The sequence below is a fragment of the Leucobacter manosquensis genome (genome assembly GCF_018304845.1).
GTDB lineage: Bacteria > Actinomycetota > Actinomycetes > Actinomycetales > Microbacteriaceae > Leucobacter > Leucobacter alluvii.
The window spans coordinates 1,899,822-1,917,365 of record NZ_JAFEVO010000001.1; the positions used below are offsets into that span (position 1 = coordinate 1,899,822).

The window sequence follows — 17,544 nt, forward strand, 5'->3', positions numbered from 1 at the left end:
ACTATCCGGCAGGATCCCTCAAACGGCAATCGCGTGACGCCGCATGACGGCGGATCAGCCAGCCGGGCGGTCGTCAGGTCGGGGTCCGCCGATCCTGCGCGGCGCTCAGCCTTTGAGCCCCGGGAAGTCCTCCTCGCGCCATTCGCTCGCAATGCGTTCGCCCGCCGCATGGGCAGCCTCCTCGCGCTGGCGCAGCTCGATGCGACGGATCTTGCCAGAGGTGGTCTTCGGCAGCTCGAAGAACTCGACGCGCCGTACCCGCATGTAGGGCGGCAGTGCGCCGCGTGCGTGGGAGAGGATCTCGCGTGCGGCTGCCTCGTCGGCGGTGACACCGGCTGCGAGCGAGACATACGCCTTGGTCACGTTCAGTCGCGTGCCGTCCGGCGCTCCGACCACGGCGGCTTCGGCGACGAAGGCGTGCTCGATGAGTGCGCTCTCCACTTCGAAGGGCGACACCTTGAAATCGCTGGACTTGAAGATGTCGTCGGTGCGGCCAACGAAGGTGAGCACGCCGTGCTCGTCGCGTTGGGCCACATCGCCGGTGTGGAAGAGGCCGCCTCGGGTCGCGCGCGCCGTCGCTTCCGGATCGCCGTAGTATCCCGGCATCAGGTTGACGGGGCGCTCGGGGTCCAGGCTCAGACAGATCTCGCCCTCTTGCGCCTCCTCGCCGGTCGCCGGATCGATGAGCACTGCCGAGACTCCGGGGAGCGGCCGCCCCATCGCGCCGGGCACGATCGGATCTCCGGGAAGGTTGCCGATGAGCGCCGTTGTCTCGGTCTGACCGTACCCGTCACGGATCTCGAGCCCCCACCACTCGCGGATGCGCGCGATGACCTCGGGGTTCAGCGGCTCGCCTGCCGAGACGATCTCGCGCAGCGCGCGCGGCTTCCTCGACAGTTTGCTCTGGATGAGCATGCGCCACACGGTGGGCGGAGCGCAGAAGGTGTTGACCCCCGCGCGGTCGAGCTCGGAGACGAGGAATTCCGCGTCGAAGCGGGCGTAATTCGCGACGAAGATGGTCGCGCCGACGTGCCAGGGGCCGAAGAAGCTCGACCATGCATGCTTCGCCCAGCCCGGGGCGCTGATGACCAGGTGGGTGTCGCCGGGGCGCACCCCGAGCCAGGACAGCGTCGTGAGATGCCCGAGGGGATAGCTCGTGTGGGAGTGCACCACGATCTTCGGCAGGCTCGTCGTGCCGGAGGTGAAGTACAGGAGCGCCGGGTCATCGCTCGTCGTCGTCTTCGCGATCGGAGCGAGTGATGCCGCGGACGACTCCTCGTACCGCGCCCAGTCGTAGAGCCGCGCACGGTGATCGGCGGGTGCCGCATCGAATCCCACCCCGATGCCACGGTAGTCGCCGGGGACCTCGCCGAATTTCATCGCGTCCTCGGCGGCGGCGAACACCCATCGCACCGTGCCGCGCTCGACGCGATCCACGAGCTCGTGCGGCCCGAGCACGACCGAGGTGGGCAGGAGCACGACACCGAGCTTCATTGCGGCGAGCATGATCTCCCACAGCTCGACCCGGTTGCCGAGCATGAGCATCGCGACGTCGCCGGGCTTGGCGCCGATGCGGCGCAGCCAGTTCGCGACTTGATCGGAGCGCTGCTTCAGCTGCGCGAACGTCCGCTTCAGCTCGCTTCCGTCGGCTTCGGCGATCCACAGGGCGGTGGTGTCGTTGCCCTCGGCGATCACGTCGAAGATGTCGTGCGCCCAGTTGAAATCCGGTCCGACCTCGGGCCACTCGAATTCGGTGCGTTGGCGCTGCGGCTCTCCTGCGAGCGCGAGCAGCTGATCCCGTGCGGCGAGGAATGAGGCCGTGGCGTCGATTTCGGTCATGCTCCCTATTGTCCCTTCTTCCGAGTGCCGGATCCCGTTCGCCGCGCCACCATCGCGCCCTGGGCGATGACCGCGGTGAGCATCACCGCGCCGAGTGCGATGGCTCCGCCGCCCCTGACGTCGCTGCCCGCCATCGGCAGCACGACCCAGCAGAACGTGATGCACTGCGCGAGCGCCAGGATGGGAATGGTGAGCCACGCGGTCGTCCGCAGACTGGCGCTGGCAGGGCGCCGCACGCGCGTCGTGAAGACGATCACGCCGGCCGAGGCCACGACGACGATGCCCAGGAGCCCGAAGACCGCGACGAACGGCAGGTTGAGGCCGCGCTCGGAGCGTTCGAGGGCCCCGTCGTCGACGCCGCCGAACGTATCCGGGTGAAACCGCAGGAGCGCCCCGAGATCGTCGTCGAGGTCGAGTGCGTACTGGCCGAGTGTGCGGTTGAGGTCCGCATCGACCGTCCATTCGCCAGCTGGTGTGCCCGCGGCGAGGTCCTCGGCGACGCGCGACTCGACGGTGTCCGCGTCGATCTCGACGACGAGTGCCCCGTCGTCGCGCACCCGCTCGGATCCGATGCGCAGCTCTGAGTGCGTGCGATCCTCGAAGTCGGCCTCGTCGGAGTAGTGGCTCTGCTGCGTCACCCAGGGCTTGGCAGCGTTGCCGTCTTCGAGCGGCGAGCGGTCTTCATCCGAATCGGTGGTGATCCAACCGGCGTCGGTGAGGTTCCCGACGAGATCGGGGTGCACTGCGAGCTGGATTCGGAGCGGCCGAACGGGGAGCTTCGCCCCGGAGTAGTCGCCCGGCTCCGCGGAGTGCTCGTCTTCCCAGAACGACAACCACGCCGCCCAGCGCACCTCCTGGACAGCGTCGTCCCCGGCGTCGGCGTCGGCGTCGGCGTCGACCGCAGCGTGGTCGAGCGAGTAGGCGATCTCGATCTCGTGCTCCCCAGAACGCACGTCGGAGAACTGGGTGAGCATCGCGAGGCTGCTCGTCTCCGATTGCGGCAGTTCGGTGTAGGGCGCGGCCTCCCCGTCGATCGTGACCGATTCGAGTTCGAAGCCGAGCGACTGCCCGAGGCGTTCCGTCGGCCATTCCTTCGCGAACTGCGGCACTTTCGAAGCCGAATCGTCGAAGACCACGTCAAGCCGCTCGACGACGTCGAGGCGCGCTCCGCCGTCGTCGCCGCGTCGCAACTCGGCTTCGATGTCGAACCCGGAGACCTCGGTGTACAGCGTGCCGGGGAGATCGTTCGACCAGGTGACGAAGTCGATATCGGTGCGGTACGGCGCCGGCTGCGTGGATACGGTGACGATCGAGCCCGCGAGCACCACGATCGATGCGAACAGTGCGAGAAGCGCGGGCGCACCCACGAAATGCTCGGTGCGCCATCCGCGTGAGATTGCGCGATCGCCCGTCTCTGCTGCCGCGTGCTCCGCGATCCTCCGACCGGCGCGGCGGGGGCGCTCGAACAGCAGGGCGTAGGGCAGCAGCGGGTCGTCGAGCGGTCCGCGGTCGAGCAGCCGGGTAGCCCGCGCCCACACGTCGATGCCTTTCAGCTGCTGCATCGCGAGTGCGCCGGCTCGCGTGAGCGGGCGGGGGCGGGAGACTGCGATGTTCGACATGATCGCCAGCACGGTCGAGACGAGCACGAATGCGGCCGGCCACCAGACGACTGCGAGGATCACCTGGTGCGAGAGCTGACGCAGCAACCCCCACTGCAGCAGCATGATGGCGACGGGGGCGACGGTGAAGAAATCGCGCACGTAGCTGTCGGGCACCCATCGAAGCCCGGCCCGAACGGCGGCTCGGCTCGATCCCCACGACCGCGTGCGCCGCAGCACCGTCGGAGTGTTTCCGAGGCTGCCCGCCCGACGGCCCGCCCGGGCGAGACGCCGGAGCCATTCCGCTCGTCGAGACGACCGCGGCCGGGGAGGGTGCTCGAGCGCGGTGAGGAGCTCGACGTGCCGTCGCCGCCCCATGAGCTCCGCGGCGAGCATGGGCGAGAGCCGCTCCGGCGGCTCGTTTCTCGGGAGATACCAGGGGTCGCCGGCGCTGTCGGCCCACACCACGCGCCGAGCGGCGAACGCGAACAGCGTGAGCACGACGAGCACGGCCATCGGGAGCAGCGGCCCGTACGTCTGCACCCAGAAGAGCGTCGTCGTCTGCGGTTGCGTGAACGTGCCGGGTGCGAACTGGGCGCTGACCGAGAGATCCGCGTTCGGCGGCAGCGCGTCATCGTTCGAGAAGGCGTACCGCACCCCGGCGGCGTCCTCCCCCTCGGGGGTCAACCACTCGGTGCCGCTGATGAGCAACCAGCCGATGTAGGCCCGCGGGGCCCGCACCAGAGCCTCGTCGATCTCGCGGGCGAGCGTCACGGATACGTCGATGCCTTTCGTCGCCTGCGGCCACGTCGGGGCGAAGAGCGGCCAGTCGAAACGATCGACGCGTTCCGCGGTCGCCTCGTCGACATCCGTCGTGACGAGGTCGTGCAGCTCGTATGTGAGCGCGATCTCCCGTGTACCGGAAAGCGCTTCGCCGTCGCTGCGGGTGAGCCGCACCTCCGTGGTGGTCGGCTCGCGTTGCACGTCGATCTCGGCTTCGGCGCCGTCGATCGTCGCACTCGTCAATGAGAAGCGCACGTCGTGTCCGTGGTACTCGGTCAGAACGGTGCGCGCCACGCTCGGTTCGGGGCCGTTGCGGAATTCGGCGTCGAAGCGCTCGCTCACCTGCGCGACGAAGCCTCCTGCTGCGTCGCGGTCGATGACGTAGTCCACCTCGGCGTCTCGCGCGACCCAGTCGACGTCGTCGATTTCGGCTGATGCGATGACGTCATCGAAGTCGAGCGGCTCATTGATGATGGGGCCGACCAGCAGGAAGACTCCGACGAGGGCTACGAGAACCCAGAAGAACCGGATCGCGTTCCGCAGCGCGGTGTCGCCGCGAGCGCGCAGGCGCGACTCGACGAGCTGCAGCACGTTCGCGAGCCACCGGAACACGGGCGTGTGCTCGGGGAGCGGATCAGGGATCCTCCCGGACGTGAGCAACTCGGGGTCGCTTCCCGCGAGATCGAAGAAGTCGGGGGCGGGCAGCCGCTGCCCGCTGCGCTTCGATGATCGACTCATACTGCAAGCATCAGGCGAACCGCGGACATCGCGGCGTCAGCTCCGGAAGACCGTGTGCAGCGAGGCATCGGCGACGGTCTCGCGCCCGCCGAGGCCATCGATCTCGAAGAGCACCGACGTGCCTGCGGCGACGTAGCCGAGCCGCTCGACGAGTTCGTGGGCGGCCGCGAGCGTCCCGCCGGTGGCGAGAACGTCGTCGATCAACAGCACGCGGGTGCCCGGCGCGAAATCGTCGTGCGCTTCGACCTCTGCGGTGCCGTACTCCAGCTTGTAGCCGACGCTCGCCGCAGGACGGGGGAGCTTGCCCGCCTTCCGAATCGGCATGAGGCCGGTGCCGCTGGCGTACGCCGCGGCACTCGCGAGCAGAAACCCGCGCGCCTCGAGGCCCGCTACGACGTCGAACAAACCGTTGAACGGTTCGATGAGGGCGTCGACCGTCGCGCGCAGCGCGCCAGCATCGCCGAGCAGCGGCGTGATGTCGCGGAAGAGGATGCCGGGCGACGGATAGTTGGCGATCTCGCGGATCAGTGCTTCCGCGCGGGCGAGTTCTGGGCTCAGTGACACGGGTTCCAGGGTACCGCTCGCTCGCGACACGCGCGGCGCCATTGTGCGAAGGGGGCGTGATTTTCGTTTTTCGATCGTCTCGTGTAGTCTCTTTCGAGTTGGGAAACCAACGGGCGCCCCTAGCTCAGCTGGATAGAGCATCTGACTACGGATCAGAAGGTCAGGGGTTCGAATCCCTTGGGGCGCACCAGTTCACGCAGAACCCCCGTCGCGAAAGCGGCGGGGGTTCTGTCGTTTCGAGGCGGAGCACCGATTTCAGCTGGAGCCCGCGTACCGCCTCGTGACGTTCCTGACGATCACCGTACCGGCCGCAGGAGCCGTCGCTGCGATCGCTCGAGCCGTTACTTGATTCGAACTCGCCGCGCCTGCCGTTCATAGCCGAGCACGCCTGCCGCGCAAGCCGCTGCGGCCGCGACGCCGAACGCTCCCGAGTACCCCAGCTGCGCGACGAGGGCGCCGACGACGGCCGCCCCCGCCGCCTGGCCGATCATGAACACGACGAAGAGCACGGCGGTGCCCGTAGCAGCGCGCGAACCATCGATCTGCGTAGTCCACTCGATCAGGGCGCCGGTCGCGGTCACGTATCCCCAACCGAACACGGCGCACACCGCTCCCGCAAGCAGAGGAGAGCCGGAGGACACTCCGAGAGCGGCTGTGGAGACTGCGGCCGGGATCGTGGAGACTGCCCAGAGGCTGCGCGGCCGCAGCCTCCGCACGAGCGGCGCCGTGAGGATCACTGCCGTCCCGCCGACACCGAGCAGCACCCACGCGAGCAATGAGACACCTGCAGAGGCGCCGGCATCGATGAGCGCGGTTCGCCCGTAGTTCCAGACCGCTGCAGCTCCGAAGCCGAAGGCGGCAGCGGCCAGGAGCGCTGCGCGATGAGACGCCCACCAGGCCGCGGGCGGCAACCGGAGCGCGGACCGCGCTTCCACGCCTTCCGACGCTTGCTCCCGACCCAACCAGAGCACCGCGATGGTCGCGAGCGCCGTCACTCCGCCGGCGATCACCCAGGCGAGCCGCCAGTCGGGCGCGAGCGACCACGCGATGCAGCCCGCTGCGACGAGGCCGGGGCCGGTCCCCGCGTTGACGACCGATTGCATCGTCGCCCGGTCGCCGGGGGACGCGGCCCGATGAATGATGCGCACGAGCCCGGGAGACGCGCACCCTGCACCGGCCGAACTCACGATCGCGCACGCGCTGAAGATTCCGACGTCGTGCGTCAACGCGATGCCGATCGATCCGCCGCCCGCGGTGAGACCGGCCGCGAGCACCAGCGCGCGCGGAAAGCGGTCCCCGACGAGGAACCCGGCGCAGGCGGCGAGCCCGTAGACCACGGATGCCCCGGCCGAGATCAACCCGAGGGTCGCGATGCCGAGACCGAACTCACGGCTCATCTCGGGGAGGTGGAGGCCGAACGCGAGTCTGACGAGGCCGTAGGTCGCGGCGATCACCGCGGTGCCCGCGACGACGAGTGCCCACATCTGCGGCGTGGCTCGCCGTGAACGAGTTCGCTGCTGCGCCGACATGCGCACCCCCAAAACGATAACGTGCGTTTCACTTATCGCTAGCCTAGAGTATTCCCATGGGGCTCAGGTCGAGTACGGAAGCGCGAATTCTCGACGCCGCCGAAGATCTGTTCTTCTCGCAGGGGATCATCTCGACCCCGATCGACGCCATCACGGCGCGCGCCGGAGTCTCCCCCGCGACGCTGTATCGCGGATACGCCAGCAAAGACGCACTCCTCGCGGCCGTGCTCGAGCGACGCCAGAACGCCTGGATCGAATCCTGGGATGAGGCGATCGCGAGAGCTTCGACCGATGAGCAGCGTCTGCTCGCGATCTTCGAGGCGCTCGACGCGTTTCGCGAGCTGCCCCGCGGCTCGCGCTGGTGCGCGTTTCTCGGAGCATCGGCCGAATACGCGTCGGCTCCTCCCGAAGTGGCTGCGGCGATCCGCGCAGACACCGACGCCATGCGGTATCGCTTGACGCGACTCGCCGAACCGGTGTCGGCGCAGGACGCGCCCGCACTGGCGGAGCAACTGCTCCTCATCGTCAGCGGCGACCTCGCCATGCGCTTGCGCGCGCCCGATCACACCACGGGCACTGCTCGCGCGATCGCCGCATCGCTGATCGCTCAGCGCGCCTGAGAGCTATGCGAGTACGGCCACGCCGAGCGCCGCGAGCACGCCGAACACGACGCCCCAGATGATGATCGAGATGATCTGCCAGAAGATGACCTGGTTCTTCGGAGCCCCGAACGAGACCATCGCCGCCGACGTGATCTGACTCGGCAGGAACACCTGGCCGAGCAGGCTGACCCCGGGCACCCCGTAGCGCTCGAACCGCTGCTTGAGCTTCTCGCGTCGCGGCGTCAGCGGCTTCGCGTCCTTGCCTTTCGTCGCGCTGGCACGGACCCCGTGCGCGGTGAGCACGAAGACGAGCATCGAGATCGCGTTTCCGACGACCGCTGCTGCAACCGCGATCACCGGATGAATACCGACGATGACCCCGATCGCGGAACCGAAGTAGGACTCGACGAACGGAATCGCCGCGATGACCAGTACGCCGAGCCACTGCAGCGGCTCCGGGAGCGAGGCGGCGAATTCCTGGAGAGTGGTGATCATGGGGACCTTTCAGGTCGGGAGAGGATCAGCCCCGCCGTCGGTCGTCAGGGCGCTGCTGATGAGGTACGTCCATCGTTTCCCACTCGTCGTCGGCGCCGTAGTGCCCCCGTGTCATCGGTCGGCATGCACATCCGCACCACTTCGGCATGACATGTGTCACGCGACGGCGCACGCCGGGCCCGATCGCCCGAGATGCTCGTAGTCTGGTCAACGCTATGATTTCAGCTGACATGCACCGGGCTCCTGGCGCCGGTGTGACCGCGACGTGGAACTACACGCTCGGCTCCATCGTGTTCTTGTTCGTCGTCATCGACGCGATCATCGCGTTCGACTACGTCGCCGACTTCGCGGCGACGCGCGATCCTCTCGTGCTCGCGCTCCTGATCACGAGCGTCCTCGCCGCGGCCGCTCGGATCCGCTACTGCTGGTTTCTCCGCGATGATGCGCCCGACACGCGACCGCACCGCGGGTGGACCGTCGCACTCTTCCTGCCCCCCGCGATCTCGTGGGCCCTCGCCTTCGCCTCTCCCGAGTTGGCGGTCTACGCCGCGGCGCAGCTCTGGTTCTCCGGCGTCCTGTTCGCGGCCGTGCTCTCGGGCGGGCGCCGATGGGGGGCCACCGGCCTGGCGCTGGCTCTGGCCGCGATCCCGCTCCTCGTTCACATCAGCCGGGGATCGGCGAGCCTGCAGCACTCATTGGATATCTCGAGCGGATTCGTGCTCCTCTACGGCGCTCTGCTCCCCTTCATGCTGTTCACCAGCCTGTGGATGTGGCGGATCATCCGGCGGCTGGACGAGGCCCGGTCTCTCGCGGCGACGCTCGCCGTCACCCGAGAACGACTGCGCTTCGCCGCAGACCTCCACGACATTCAAGGTCACCATCTGCAAGTCATCGCGTTGCAGGCCGAACTCGCCGAACGCACGCTCGGCCGCGACGCAGCTCGCACCGCCGAGCAGCTCACCGAGATCCGCCTCACCGCCAAGCACGCCATGGAGGAGACGCGAGCGCTCGTCGCCGGACTCCGGGACGTCGACCTCCCGGATGAACTCGAGAACGCTCGCGACGTGCTGACCCTCTCGGGAGCGGAATGCACGCTGGACATCGCGAGGAGCCCGGAGGACCCAGCCGCTCAGCGCGCGCTGGCCTTCGCGGTGCGCGAGGCCACGACCAACATCCTCCGGCACAGCGTCGCCTCCCGCGCGACCATCGCACTCGCGCCTCAGCGAGACGGATTCGTGCTCGCGATCACCAACGACGGCGTGGAAACCACGTACGATACGAATGCTGGCTCCGGGCTCGCTGGGCTGCGAGACCGCATCACAGCCGTCGGCGGCACGCTGACCGCGTCGCACGACGAAGCGGGACGTTTCGAGCTCACGGTATGGGTCCCTGGCGGAGGAGCACGATGACAGAACCGATCCGGCTGCTCATCGCCGACGACGAGCAGCTCATCAGAAGCGCACTCGAAGCGCTTCTCGAACTCGAACCGGATATCGAGGTCGTCACGGGCGCCGACGACGGCGCAACAGCCGCTGCGCGCGCGATCGAGCTGCGGCCCGATGTGTGCCTGCTCGACCTCGAGATGCCCGGCACCGATGGCATCGAGGCTGCAACGCTCATCGCGGCAGGCGCTCCCAGTACGCGCATCATCATCGTCACGCGACACGCGAGGCCGGGCGTGCTCCGGCGCGCACTCGCCGCGAAGATCGTCGGATTCGTGCCGAAGTCGACGCCCGCCGGTGAACTCGCGCAGGTCATTCGCGACGTGGCTGCAGGCAAGCGCTACATCGATCCGGAGATCGCGGCCGCCGCGCTCTCCGCCGAGCACTGCCCGCTCACGGATCGCGAACTCGACGTGCTGCGCGCCACCCGCGCCCACTCGAACGTGCGCGACATCGCCGAAGCGCTGTTCCTCTCACCCGGCACGGTGCGCAACTACCTCTCCGCGGCGATGACGAAACTCGGAATGGGAAATCGCCAAGAGGCGGCTGAACACGCCTGGCAACAGGGGTGGATCTGACTCCTACGCACAGTTCGAGGCCGCAGTGCCAGGGGCTTGCACGTCGCCACGCATTCTTCGACCATGGAACCACTGCGCGGCGGACTCGTTCGCCGCAATGTGCGAACAGGAAGGAGCACTCATGACCGGTCGCGCCGATGACGAACAGGTGAATGAGCAGGTACCCGGATCCGAGGAGTCGCAGGACATCACGGAGAACGCGGAGAATGCGGAGTCACGCGAGGATATCGCGGAGCACCCGGGTTCGACCGAGGTGTCGCACGAGCACGCGGACGCCGTGGCAGACGAATGGGGCGAGGATTCCTTCCCCGGAAGCGACCCGCCCGCGCACTACTGATCCGATGAACGCAGAGGGCCGGCGGATTCCGCCGGCCCTCCGTCGTCCCGGCGAAGCACCCACGGGCGAAGCGGGCAGGTCGTTCTACTCCCGAGACGCCCCGCCGCGATCCTCCATGATCGAATTGCCGCCGTCGACGACGATGACCTGGCCGGTCACGTACGAGGCATCTGCCCGGGCGAGCCAGGCGATGGCACTCGCGACCTCCTCGGGCCGCCCCGATCGTCCGACCGGCGTCGCGTCTCCCATGCGGAGCTCGTGGGGCGTGGACGATCCGGTGTCGATCCACCCGGGCGCCACAGCGTTCACCGTCACCCCCTGCTCGGCGAGGTCGATGGCGGCGGCCCGTGTCAGACCGACGGCGCCGGCTTTCGCCGCGTGATACGCGATGTCGCCCGCGTAGGCCGTCACCGGCCCGGAGAGCGAGGCGACGTTGATGATCCGGCCGGCGCCGCTGCGCACCAGGGGCGGGGTCGCCGCGCGCGTGACGAACAGCATGGTGTCGAGATTGCGGCGGAGCGCCGCGTCCCACTGCGCGTTCGAGATGTCTCGAATGCCCGCGGGCTGCTCCGGATCACTGACCGAGGTCATGCCCGCGTTGTTCACGAGCACATCGAGTCGACCGAAGGCCTCGAGCACCTCGGCGACCGCACGATCCGCCTCCGCCGCATCGGTGAGGTCGGCGATCACGGTCACCACCTCGTGCCCGAGAGCGCGGAGCTCCGCCGCACGCTCCTCGATGCGGTCGGACGTTGCTGCGATCCCGAGCCGGTGACCCGCCTCCGCGAGCGCCCGAGCCGCTGCGAACCCGATTCCGCGGTCGCTCCCCGCGCCCGTGATGAGCGCAACACGAGCCTCCGATGAACGCACGGCTGTCATGGCACCTCCTCGGCCCTCTACCATGGGTAAGCGTACAACCCGTTCTCCTCGCTGGGGCGAGAGGAACCGCATGCCGTGCGCATCCGTCGACCATTTCAGAGAAAGCACTATGGCGCAGTCACCACCGCAGACCGGATCGACGTTCCCCGAGTACGGGAGCTACCGCGAAGCCGGGCGTATCACGACACTGCTGCGCAAGGAGACGGTGGGCGGCATGCTGCTCGTGGTCGCTGCGATCGTCGCGATCATCTGGGCCAACTCGCCGTGGTCTGACGCGTACGTCGCACTGCGCGATTTCGAGTTCGGCTACGAGCCGTGGCATCTGAAGCTGAGCCTCGGCACCTGGGCAGCAGACGGATTGCTCGCCATCTTCTTCTTCCTCGTCGGGCTCGAGCTCAAACGAGAGTTCGTCGCCGGAGATCTGCGGAGCTTCCGCTCCGCAGTCGTACCGATCGTGGCCGCCGCCGGCGGCGTGCTCGTTCCCGCCCTGATCTACACCGCGGTCGCTGCACAGCGACCCGAACTGCATCACGGCTGGGCGATTCCCACCGCCACCGACATCGCGTTCGCGGTGGCGGTGCTCGCGATCATCGGCTCGCACCTGCCGCCGGCGCTCCGCATCTTCCTCCTCACGCTCGCGGTCGTCGACGATCTGCTCGCGATCAGCATCATCGCGGTCTTCTACACCGACCACATCGAGGTCGTTCCCCTCGTTCTCGCCGTCGCCGTGATCCTGGTCTACGGCGTGCTCGCGCAGCGATTCCGGGTGTTCTTCAGTCGCCATGCGTCCGCGGCGTGGTGCATCCTCCTGCCCGTCGGCGCGGTCGCCTGGGCGCTGATGCACGCCTCCGGCATCCACGCGACCATCGCCGGCGTGCTGCTCGGCTTCGCGATCCCCGTGCTGCACCGGAAGGGAGCGCGCGACGACCTCTCCTCCGCCCCGGGCCTCGCCGAGGAGTTCGAGCACCGCTTCCGACCGATCTCCGCCGGGTTCGCCGTTCCCGTGTTCGCGTTCTTCGCCGCCGGGGTCTCGCTCGGCGGCGTCGACGGACTCCGTGAGGCGTTCACGCATCCGCTCACCTTCGCCATCATGGCGGCGCTCGTGATCGGCAAGCCGATCGGCATTCTCGCATCGACCTGGTTGACGACGAAGGTGCTGCGCGCCCGGCTCGACCCGGATCTCCGGTGGATCGACATGGTCGGCGTCGGGCTCCTCGCCGGAATCGGGTTCACGGTGTCGCTGCTCATCGCGGAGCTCACCTTCGCGCCGGGCACCGAGGAGCACGACATCGCGAAGGTCGCCATTCTCAGCGCATCCGTGGTCGCGGCCGTGCTCGCCTCGCTGCTCCTCGGTTCTCGCAATCGCAGGTACCGGCGCATGGCGCTGCGCGATGCGGTCGACGAGGACGGCGACGGGATCCCCGACGTGTACCAGCGGAACCGCGAGGATCGGGCGCCCGAGACGGATGGCCGCGCTGACGCCGCGTCAGACCGTTAACCTCCGAGGAAACCGGCGAGCGCCTCGGTGATCTCGGCGCGCGCCTGGTCGTCGGAGATCGTCGGCGTTCCATCTCCGGGCTGCTCGCCGTACGCGCCGAACTGCGCGTGCACGGCCCCTGCGATCGCCTCGAAGCGGGTGCCATGCGGCAAGTCCGCGGCCGACGCCTCGATCTTCTCCGGCGTCGCGAGCCCGTCATTCGTCGCCGAGAGCGACAGCACGTCGACATCATCGCGACCGGCGAGGGCGTCGTCTGCGCAGTACGACGCGAACAGCACGAGAGCTGTGACGTCCTCCGGCTCGGATTCCGCGAACATGCAGGCCTTGACGCCGCCCATGCTGTGGCCGCCGACCGCCCACGTCTCGATCTCCGGGGCGAGACTCGTGAAATCGCTCAACGGGCGCGTCTCGAACAGGGGCAGGTTCAAGAACGATTGCACGATGACCACCGTCTGGCCTGCAGCCACCGTCTCACGGAAGGTCGCCTGGTACGCGTCGGGTTCGACTTTCGCCCCGGCGAAGAAGACGAGGCCGCTCGTCTCGGCACCCTGCGACGGGCTCATCACGATCGCCCCGTCTCGCTCGGTCACCGTGACGCGCTCGTCCTGCGCCACCGATTCGAGCGGGCCTCGCTCCGCTGGATACGTGAGGTTGGCCCAGACCACGAAGGCGACGACGGCGAGCACGAGCAGCGCACCGATCGCCGCTCCGCCGATACCGACGATGCGGCGCGCTCGACCCGTTCGCCCGGGCATCAGAGGGTGGCCTCGTCCCAGCCCTGCTGGGGCGTGCGGCACGTCTCCCGGTACACGAACTGCGATGGCGGGCGGCGCTCACGACTCGACCAGTCGATCTTCGGCCGTCGCTGGTCCTGCGGCACGTAGCCGAGCCGATACAGCGCCATCAGTTCGAGGTGATCGGGAACGTCGAGCAGTTTCGTCAACCGCTCCCACTGCTCCGGCGCCTCCATCGGGAACGAGATGAACTGGATGCCCATGCCGAGCTCGACGGTCGTCAGCCAGATGTTCTCGACGGCGGCCCCCATGCTGAACTGGCAGTAGAAGTCTGCGAGCGGGTGAGCCCCGCGCTCCGCCCGATCGAGCATCACGCCGAAGATCAGCGGGGATCCCGCGACCAGCTTGCGATTCTCCTCGCCGAGCGTCTGCGGCACCCTGAGCATCCGCATCATCGCGAGCCCCGAGGCCGTGAACACCGCGCGCGTGAACGGGCGCAGAGGTGCGGGCAGCTTGTCGAAGTACATGCCGGAGCGATGCTCGGCCATCTCCTCCGCACTGAATCGGAAGTGTCGCTTGTAGCGGGTGAAGAACGATCCCTCGCCGATGACCGCGGTCATCGACTCTCCGCTCACCCGCGCGATCGTCTCGATGGTGTCGCGATCCTCGATCACCACGAAGCGCCAGGGCTGACTGTTGAACTGCGACGGCGCGGAGGCCGCGGCCGCGATCAGCAGACGCTGATGCTCCTCTGAGACCGGATCCGGGAGGAACGGTCCGTTCGTCGTTCTCCGATTGAACAGCACATCGCGAAACTCCATGCTCGCCTTCCTCTCACTCCTTCCTGGACCCTACACGCGGTGCAGTGTCAGAAGGCGGCGACCGCCCAGAGCAGCAGCGCAACCGCGAAGCACGGTGCGGCCACCAATCCGATGATGATGTGCGTACTGGGACGGCGGCGCACCGGTCTCCCCAAGAAGGGCAGCGTCAGGAGTGGCACCAGCGCGACGATGAGAGCGGCGCCTCGAGCACCGTGCTCTGGGAACGAGGTCGCCGCGGCGATCGCGGTGAGCGCGAGCGCGACGAGGAAGACGCGACCGTGCCATGAGCGCGGCACACGGCGGCCGCGCAGGCTCGCCGTGCCAATGCAGACGTTGCCGGAATACGCGAGACATGCGAGCAGCGTCCACGGCACCTCCGCAACCATCAGCGTGCGGTCACATCAGGTCGGGATTCTTCTTCGCGTAGGCCTCCGCCTCTTCCTCACTGATGACGATCAGCCCACGCGGGGTGTTGGAGAGCGCGTTCAGCGCCTTCAACCAGGTCATGTTGAGCTCGGGGCGCTTGCTGCCGGAGAAGCGGAAGGCGACCGTGACGTACGGCGAGAGCCACACCGATACGCGTCCGCTGCCCTGGTCCGGAGTGCGCGACCAACTGAGGAAGAAGCTCTCCTGCTTCACCAGTTTCTGCCCGATGACCGTCTTCAAATGCGTGAGGAGACGATCCTCGAACTCGTAATCATTGCCGCCATGAATCAGAAAACCCATGCAAGCAGCATGGCACATCCGGACGGATTCGGGCAGGCTCGATTTCGTTTTACCCGCAGTGCTGCGGCCTCCGCTCGACTCCCGCGTATACCCGTCCCTCCCCCGAAAACACAACCGTCTAATCAATACCGCGAATGCATGCGAGAGTCTCACCATGAGAACGATCACCTACGCTGGAGAAACCGTCACCACCACTGACGACGTCGCCGAGGCGCTGGTCAAACTCACGGCCGCCGTTGCGAAGAACGGACGTGCCGAGGCGGTGAGGATCCCGATCGTGACCGACGATCACGATCGGGTGGGCACCGCCGATCTCGTCATCGGAGTCGGCAACGACGTGCTCTCGCTCCCCGCCAGGTGGGAGGGAGAGGAGCAGCCGGACTTCTCAGAGCACGCCGAAGAGCTGCGCACGCATCCCAGTTTCCCGCAGCTGGTGACCGGAGGCCCGCTCCTCGATGAAGAGATGCGAGCCCCCGATTGGGATTACGAGTTCGAAGACTTCGATCGATCCTGACGCGCCGGTCACACGGTGGGCTCTCCCCGCGAGAGCGCTTACGCCGAACCGAACGCGTGCACCGGCCTTCCCTGCGCGCCCCCGTCGAACATGTAGATGGCTCCTGAACCCGGAGCGGCCCGCAGCTGCGCTTCGGTCAGATTCTCGCGGGCGGTGCCGACGAGGGCCCGACCGAGACCCGGCCCGGCGAAGGCGACCGAGGTGACATTCGGCACAGGAATCGCGACCTCCTCGATCAGTTCTCCCGCTTCCGACCACCGCGCCACCACGCCCTCGCCGTAGAGCGCATTCCAGAACGTTCCGTCCGCGGCGAGCGCGAGACCGTCGCTCGGACGGCCCGACACGAATGGCTCGAGCTCCCCGAGGAGGCCATCCGGGCCGTACGGGCCGCGGTAGACCGTCTGGGTCGAGGTATCCGTCACGTACATGGTGCGCCCGTCGTCCGACCATTCCATGCCGTTCGTGATGCCGAAACCGCCCCGGAGTACCGTGACCGCGCCGTCCGGCGCGACAGACCAGAGATCCGCATCCGGCGTATCACCGATGACGGTCATCCCGCCGACCACGAAACGTCCGAACGGATCGACCTTTCCCTCGTTCAGACGCATCCCGTCGCGACGGTGCCGCAGCCGCGCCAACTCGCGAACCACTGCGCCTTCGGCGTCGAGCAGCACGACGGAGTCCCGGAGCGATGCGACATACCCCTCGTCGGGGCCGGGTTGCACCGCCGAGAGCGGTGGGGGCAGGTGGACCACGCGATCCTCACTGCCATCCACCGCCCCGTCGAGGCGTCCACGATGCAGCAGTCCAGCCACGATGTCGACCCACACGACCTCCTCGGTACGGGCATCCCACCAGATGCTCTCGACGAGAATTCCGGGCGTCGAGCGGAACACCTGCGTCTCGCGCTCGCTCATCACGGAGTCGGCATGCCGCCGTTGACGTTGAGCGTCTCCCCCGCGACATAGCTCGACTCCGCCGAAGCGAGGAAGACGTATGCGGGCGCGAGCTCTGCAGGCTGGCCCATCCTGCCGAACGGGGTCTCTGCGCCGAACTCCTCGATCTTCTCCTGCGGCTGGCCGTCGCTCGGCTGCAGCGGCGTCCAGATCGGCCCCGGCGCGACCGCATTGACGCGAATGCCCTTGGGGGCGAGCTGAGCCGCGAGCCCCTTTGTGAATGCGTTGATCGTCGCCTTCGTCGACGCGTAGTCGACGAGGATCGCAGCCGGCGAGTACGCCTGGATCGACGTGGTGTTGATGATGGTCGACCCGGGAGCAAGATGAGGCAGGGCCGCCTTCGTGATCCAGAACATCGCGTACACATTCGTCTTGAACGTATCGTCGAACTGCTCATCGCTGAGGTCGGCGAGTGATTCCTGGAACACCTGCTTGCCGCCGTTGTTCACCAGGATGTCGAGCCCGCCGAGCTGGGACACCGCATCGGCGACGAGCGTGCGGCAGTACTCGGCATCGCGCAGGTCTCCGGGCAGCGTCGCCACCGTGACTCCGGCGTCGCGGAGGATGCCTGCGATGCGCTGCGCATCGGTCTCCTCCTCCGGCAAGTAGGAGATCGCGACGTCGGCGCCCTCGCGCGCGAAGGCGATGGCGGTCGCCGCACCGATTCCCGAATCACCACCGGTGATGAGGGCTTTGCGGCCCTGCAGGCGGCCGGTTCCGCGGTAGCTCTCCTCGCCGAGATCGGCCTTCGGGGTGAGGTCGGCGTCGAGGCCCGGTTCGGGCATGTGCTGCTTCTGCGGCTTGATATCCGCGTACAGTTCGGCAGGGTTGACGAAGGTGTACTGGTCACGTGACATGGTGTTTCCTTTCACTCGTGTTTCCTGTTGGGGGTGCGTGCGCCCGGTGCGACC

The 17,544-nt window shown here is 67.9% G+C and carries 18 protein-coding genes and 1 tRNA gene; 7 read left to right on the top strand and 12 right to left on the bottom strand.

Annotated elements, in window-relative coordinates; translation table 11 throughout:
* Nucleotides 1–105: 105 nt before the first annotated feature.
* From JSQ98_RS08780 to JSQ98_RS08790, 3 genes are read right to left on the bottom strand one after another with little or no spacing between them, the layout of a single operon-like run.
* A complete protein-coding gene (locus JSQ98_RS08780) occupies nt 106–1,839 on the bottom strand; it encodes an AMP-binding protein (RefSeq protein ID WP_211649274.1) in 1,734 nt (577 codons plus the stop codon).
* A gap of 5 nt (nt 1,840–1,844) precedes the next feature.
* Nucleotides 1,845–4,958, bottom strand: a complete 3,114-nt coding sequence (locus JSQ98_RS08785) for a hypothetical protein (protein WP_211649275.1) — start codon at nt 4,956–4,958, stop codon at nt 1,845–1,847.
* 36 nt (nt 4,959–4,994) lie between these two features.
* Complete coding sequence (locus tag JSQ98_RS08790; RefSeq protein WP_211649277.1) at nt 4,995–5,522, bottom strand: adenine phosphoribosyltransferase; 528 nt, start codon at nt 5,520–5,522, stop codon at nt 4,995–4,997.
* 113 nt (nt 5,523–5,635) lie between these two features.
* Here JSQ98_RS08790 and JSQ98_RS08795 point away from each other — a divergent pair.
* Nucleotides 5,636–5,712: transfer RNA gene (locus tag JSQ98_RS08795), tRNA-Arg, on the top strand.
* 151 nt (nt 5,713–5,863) lie between these two features.
* Here JSQ98_RS08795 and JSQ98_RS08800 read toward each other — a convergent pair.
* Nucleotides 5,864–7,051: an MFS transporter gene (locus tag JSQ98_RS08800; RefSeq protein ID WP_211649279.1), complete on the bottom strand. Its 1,188-nt coding sequence runs from the start codon at nt 7,049–7,051 to the stop codon at nt 5,864–5,866.
* Between the two features lie 56 nt (nt 7,052–7,107).
* Between JSQ98_RS08800 and JSQ98_RS08805 the strand changes: the two genes are divergently transcribed.
* Nucleotides 7,108–7,671: a TetR/AcrR family transcriptional regulator gene (locus JSQ98_RS08805; protein ID WP_211649281.1), complete on the top strand. Its 564-nt coding sequence runs from the start codon at nt 7,108–7,110 to the stop codon at nt 7,669–7,671.
* Nucleotides 7,672–7,674: 3 nt separating this feature from the next.
* On the opposite strand, the gene JSQ98_RS08810 is transcribed toward JSQ98_RS08805, so the two are convergent.
* Nucleotides 7,675–8,148 (bottom strand): small multi-drug export protein, encoded by a 474-nt coding sequence (locus JSQ98_RS08810; RefSeq protein WP_090152629.1) that lies wholly within the window; start codon nt 8,146–8,148, stop codon nt 7,675–7,677.
* A 215-nt stretch (nt 8,149–8,363) separates the two neighbouring features.
* Between JSQ98_RS08810 and JSQ98_RS08815 the strand changes: the two genes are divergently transcribed.
* From JSQ98_RS08815 to JSQ98_RS08825, 3 genes are all read left to right on the top strand, one after another.
* On the top strand, nt 8,364–9,557 hold the full coding sequence (locus JSQ98_RS08815) for a sensor histidine kinase (protein WP_211649282.1): 1,194 nt from the start codon (nt 8,364–8,366) through the stop codon (nt 9,555–9,557).
* On the top strand, nt 9,554–10,168 hold the full coding sequence (locus JSQ98_RS08820) for a response regulator transcription factor (RefSeq protein WP_211649283.1): 615 nt from the start codon (nt 9,554–9,556) through the stop codon (nt 10,166–10,168). Before JSQ98_RS08815 ends, JSQ98_RS08820 begins: the two co-directional genes overlap by 4 nt.
* Before the next feature lie 121 nt (nt 10,169–10,289).
* Complete coding sequence (locus tag JSQ98_RS08825) at nt 10,290–10,505, top strand: hypothetical protein (RefSeq protein ID WP_090152640.1); 216 nt, start codon at nt 10,290–10,292, stop codon at nt 10,503–10,505.
* An 84-nt stretch (nt 10,506–10,589) separates the two neighbouring features.
* Here the strand turns inward: JSQ98_RS08825 and JSQ98_RS08830 are convergent, their stop codons facing one another.
* Complete coding sequence (locus JSQ98_RS08830) at nt 10,590–11,384, bottom strand: SDR family NAD(P)-dependent oxidoreductase (RefSeq protein ID WP_090152643.1); 795 nt, start codon at nt 11,382–11,384, stop codon at nt 10,590–10,592.
* Between the two features lie 109 nt (nt 11,385–11,493).
* Here JSQ98_RS08830 and nhaA point away from each other — a divergent pair, with 109 nt between their 5' ends.
* The gene (nhaA, locus tag JSQ98_RS08835) at nt 11,494–12,882 is read left to right on the top strand and encodes a Na+/H+ antiporter NhaA (RefSeq protein ID WP_090152647.1); all 1,389 of its coding nucleotides are present in this window, start codon (nt 11,494–11,496) and stop codon (nt 12,880–12,882) included.
* On the opposite strand, the gene JSQ98_RS08840 is transcribed toward nhaA, so the two are convergent.
* From JSQ98_RS08840 to JSQ98_RS08855, 4 genes are read right to left on the bottom strand one after another with little or no spacing between them, the layout of a single operon-like run.
* Complete coding sequence (locus JSQ98_RS08840; protein ID WP_211649284.1) at nt 12,879–13,637, bottom strand: alpha/beta hydrolase; 759 nt, start codon at nt 13,635–13,637, stop codon at nt 12,879–12,881. The two genes, nhaA and JSQ98_RS08840, sit on opposite strands and share 4 nt — an antisense overlap.
* On the bottom strand, nt 13,637–14,437 hold the full coding sequence (locus tag JSQ98_RS08845) for a nitroreductase family protein (protein ID WP_211649285.1): 801 nt from the start codon (nt 14,435–14,437) through the stop codon (nt 13,637–13,639). Before JSQ98_RS08845 ends, JSQ98_RS08840 begins: the two co-directional genes overlap by 1 nt.
* A gap of 47 nt (nt 14,438–14,484) precedes the next feature.
* Nucleotides 14,485–14,823: a hypothetical protein gene (locus tag JSQ98_RS08850; protein WP_211649286.1), complete on the bottom strand. Its 339-nt coding sequence runs from the start codon at nt 14,821–14,823 to the stop codon at nt 14,485–14,487.
* 10 nt (nt 14,824–14,833) lie between these two features.
* The gene (locus JSQ98_RS08855) at nt 14,834–15,163 is read right to left on the bottom strand and encodes a DUF7882 family protein (RefSeq protein ID WP_090152662.1); all 330 of its coding nucleotides are present in this window, start codon (nt 15,161–15,163) and stop codon (nt 14,834–14,836) included.
* 154 nt (nt 15,164–15,317) lie between these two features.
* Here JSQ98_RS08855 and JSQ98_RS08860 point away from each other — a divergent pair, with 154 nt between their 5' ends.
* The gene (locus JSQ98_RS08860; RefSeq protein ID WP_211649287.1) at nt 15,318–15,677 is read left to right on the top strand and encodes a hypothetical protein; all 360 of its coding nucleotides are present in this window, start codon (nt 15,318–15,320) and stop codon (nt 15,675–15,677) included.
* A 38-nt stretch (nt 15,678–15,715) separates the two neighbouring features.
* Here the strand turns inward: JSQ98_RS08860 and JSQ98_RS08865 are convergent, their stop codons facing one another.
* Nucleotides 15,716–16,594, bottom strand: coding sequence for an SMP-30/gluconolactonase/LRE family protein (locus tag JSQ98_RS08865; RefSeq protein WP_249290788.1), 879 nt, complete (start codon nt 16,592–16,594; stop codon nt 15,716–15,718).
* Entirely contained in the window at nt 16,594–17,490 is an 897-nt protein-coding gene (locus JSQ98_RS08870) for an SDR family oxidoreductase (protein WP_090152673.1), read from the bottom strand. The genes JSQ98_RS08865 and JSQ98_RS08870 overlap by 1 nt, the downstream gene beginning before the upstream one ends.
* Nucleotides 17,491–17,544: the final 54 nt, after the last annotated feature.

Excerpts from the sequence above, each read along its gene's own strand:
- JSQ98_RS08780 (WP_211649274.1), bottom strand. The coding sequence starts at position 1,839 with ATGACCGAAATCGACGCCACGGCCTCATTCCTCGCCGCACGGGATCAG.
- JSQ98_RS08785 (WP_211649275.1), bottom strand. The coding sequence starts at position 4,958 with ATGAGTCGATCATCGAAGCGCAGCGGGCAGCGGCTGCCCGCCCCCGAC.
- JSQ98_RS08800 (WP_211649279.1), bottom strand. The coding sequence starts at position 7,051 with ATGTCGGCGCAGCAGCGAACTCGTTCACGGCGAGCCACGCCGCAGATG.
- JSQ98_RS08805 (WP_211649281.1), top strand. The coding sequence starts at position 7,108 with ATGGGGCTCAGGTCGAGTACGGAAGCGCGAATTCTCGACGCCGCCGAA.
- JSQ98_RS08810 (WP_090152629.1), bottom strand. The coding sequence starts at position 8,148 with ATGATCACCACTCTCCAGGAATTCGCCGCCTCGCTCCCGGAGCCGCTG.
- JSQ98_RS08815 (WP_211649282.1), top strand. The coding sequence starts at position 8,364 with ATGATTTCAGCTGACATGCACCGGGCTCCTGGCGCCGGTGTGACCGCG.
- JSQ98_RS08820 (WP_211649283.1), top strand. The coding sequence starts at position 9,554 with ATGACAGAACCGATCCGGCTGCTCATCGCCGACGACGAGCAGCTCATC.
- JSQ98_RS08825 (WP_090152640.1), top strand. The coding sequence starts at position 10,290 with ATGACCGGTCGCGCCGATGACGAACAGGTGAATGAGCAGGTACCCGGA.
- JSQ98_RS08830 (WP_090152643.1), bottom strand. The coding sequence starts at position 11,384 with ATGACAGCCGTGCGTTCATCGGAGGCTCGTGTTGCGCTCATCACGGGC.
- nhaA (WP_090152647.1), top strand. The coding sequence starts at position 11,494 with ATGGCGCAGTCACCACCGCAGACCGGATCGACGTTCCCCGAGTACGGG.
- JSQ98_RS08840 (WP_211649284.1), bottom strand. The coding sequence starts at position 13,637 with ATGCCCGGGCGAACGGGTCGAGCGCGCCGCATCGTCGGTATCGGCGGA.
- JSQ98_RS08845 (WP_211649285.1), bottom strand. The coding sequence starts at position 14,437 with ATGGAGTTTCGCGATGTGCTGTTCAATCGGAGAACGACGAACGGACCG.
- JSQ98_RS08850 (WP_211649286.1), bottom strand. The coding sequence starts at position 14,823 with ATGGTTGCGGAGGTGCCGTGGACGCTGCTCGCATGTCTCGCGTATTCC.
- JSQ98_RS08855 (WP_090152662.1), bottom strand. The coding sequence starts at position 15,163 with ATGGGTTTTCTGATTCATGGCGGCAATGATTACGAGTTCGAGGATCGT.
- JSQ98_RS08860 (WP_211649287.1), top strand. The coding sequence starts at position 15,318 with ATGAGAACGATCACCTACGCTGGAGAAACCGTCACCACCACTGACGAC.
- JSQ98_RS08865 (WP_249290788.1), bottom strand. The coding sequence starts at position 16,594 with ATGAGCGAGCGCGAGACGCAGGTGTTCCGCTCGACGCCCGGAATTCTC.
- JSQ98_RS08870 (WP_090152673.1), bottom strand. The coding sequence starts at position 17,490 with ATGTCACGTGACCAGTACACCTTCGTCAACCCTGCCGAACTGTACGCG.